The sequence below is a fragment of the Eubacterium sp. An11 genome (assembly GCF_002161065.1).
GTDB lineage: Bacteria > Bacillota > Clostridia > Lachnospirales > Lachnospiraceae > Anaerobutyricum > Anaerobutyricum faecale.
Window position 1 is genome coordinate 1 of the sequence record NZ_NFLV01000069.1, and the last position, 2149, is coordinate 2149.

At 46.0% G+C, this 2149-nt stretch carries 2 protein-coding genes; both read left to right on the plus strand.

What is annotated here, in order from left to right:
• Positions 1 to 70 precede the first annotated feature (70 nt).
• Positions 71 to 1486, plus strand: coding sequence for a hypothetical protein (locus B5E53_RS18445; RefSeq protein ID WP_087317592.1), 1416 nt, complete (start codon positions 71 to 73; stop codon positions 1484 to 1486).
• A 100-nt stretch (positions 1487 to 1586) separates the two neighbouring features.
• Positions 1587 to 2144 carry an RNA polymerase sigma factor gene (locus B5E53_RS18450; RefSeq protein WP_087317594.1) on the plus strand — a complete coding sequence of 186 codons (558 nt, stop codon included), beginning with the start codon at positions 1587 to 1589 and terminating at the stop codon, positions 2142 to 2144.
• Positions 2145 to 2149: the final 5 nt, after the last annotated feature.

A 2149-nucleotide genomic window follows, 5' to 3' on the forward strand; every position in this document is an offset into this window, starting at 1 on the left:
CCGCATCCATGCGGCTTTCAAGAATCCGGGAACAGCTGAGAAAATATCTTAGGAAGGAGGGCTATGACATATGACGGGAAAAGATTTATATGAGGCTATCCATCAATGTGACGACGAATGCATTGAAAAAACAGCGGAAAGGATAGAAAAAAATCTGGAGAAAAGGGATCTTTCCCCGAACGGATGGATCCCCCGCCTGTGGAGACACAGCGCCGCCTTCCGGACAGCGGCCGCTGTCCTGCTGTGTATTGTGATATTGGGAATGAGTATATCGGTCCTGGCAACGACGTCGGATGCCTTCCGGGAATGGCTGTTTGATATGTTTTCCGGCCATGAGGTGACGGAGCTAAATATCGGTGGAGCAGATGGTACGAAAGAGCCAGGTGATACAGACGGCACAGACGGATACAGAACGAATGCGACAGACAGCGGACAAGATAGTTCAAAGAAAAGCAGCGGCGAGACCAGCCAGCCGGATATCCCGGCGGATGAGAACCACAGAATTTCGCTGAAAGATAATATGCTTGTGTTCGGAGATAAGGAAACGGTTGTAGCAGAAACCTATTACGACGATAAGACAGAAAATGTGAGGATTGGCCGCATATATGGGGTGCAGGGAAATGGTTTGAAAGAACTGCCGGTGCATTCCTTCCAGGGTGAATATGATGGCGTGCCTTTTTCCTTTGAATATGCGATTTGTCATCAGGAAATCCATGGCTTTAATCTGGAAGGAGCCATAAATGAGGTTTTTTCTTACTTCGATGGAAAATCCGTTTATCTACAACTGTCGGATGATGGAGAAGATTATAAAGAATGTATCGCAAAACTGAATCTGGAAACCGGAGAAATGGAGAAGCTGTCCGGTGATAACGTATATGCGGACTGTACGATGTCACCCGGAGGAAAAGTAATCTTATGTAATTACCGGGCAGATGGATACTGGACCGTTTTTGATCTTAAAGAAAAAACGGAGAAAAAGATAGAAGCAATCAATGCTTATGCCCGAGGTGACGAAATAGAATTTCTTGATGATACCACGATTCTTACTTTTGGTGAAGATTTGGTGGAAAAAACGGATGACGGAATCCGGACACAGGCGCAGACCTGCAAAGTGGATCTTCGCACCGGTCAGGTACTGGAAACCTATCCGGGATATGGGGAAGCAGATATGGAGTGGAACAGTTCTGTGAAAAAGAATACCCTGGAGCTCACCAATATTGTCACGGGAGAAACATTTTCTATTGAAGGAGCTGACAAAGAAACAGATTTTCTGGGAAACGCAGGAGATTATGCGATGTATGGTGATAAGGAGGAAAACAATTCGCCATATTTTCTGGTAAATCTGGCAAAGAAAACTTTTATGAAAATTGATGTGCCACAGGAAATGCATTTTGATGTGGAAATGTATCTGGCAGGTGCAGAGAAAAAACTTCTGCTGGCCAATGAAACGGAAGCGTATATTGTGGATGTGAGCGAGTTGGAGTGAAATAAAATTCATTTATGACAGTAAATGTATAATTTTCAGTTTTGATTTATCGAATTCCATAGGTTTAAAGTGCACATTCAGACATCACGGAGGTGAGGAGATGGAGGATAAAGAGATCATCGCTTTATACTGGGAGCGGTCAGAGAGAGCAATCGAGGAAACGGATATCAAGTATGGAAAGTTGTGCCGCAGCCTGTCCATGGGAATCGTGGACGACAGGCGGGACAGCGAGGAGGTCATCAATGACAGCTGGCTGGCAGTATGGAATACGCTGCCGCCGCAGTGGCCGAAGTTTTTCAAAGCGTATGTGTGCCGGATTGTCAAAAATCTTTCTCTGAAAAGGTTTACCCACGACCATGCATTGAAAAGAAAATGTATGTACGAGCAGTCGCTGGAAGAGCTGAACGACTGCGCGGGCCGTGGAGCGGCTATTGACGATGCGGTGATGAAGGAAGAGCTGGTAAAAGCGGTCAATCGGTTCCTGGGAGAGCTTTCGGACAATAACCGGGATATCTTTCTGGAGAGGTACTGGTTTGCCAGCTCGCTGGAAGAAATCGGAGAGCGGCACGGCATTTCAAAGAAAACCGCATCCATGCGGCTTTCAAGAATCCGGGAACAGCTGAGAAAATATCTTAGGAAGGAGGGCTATGACATATGACGGGA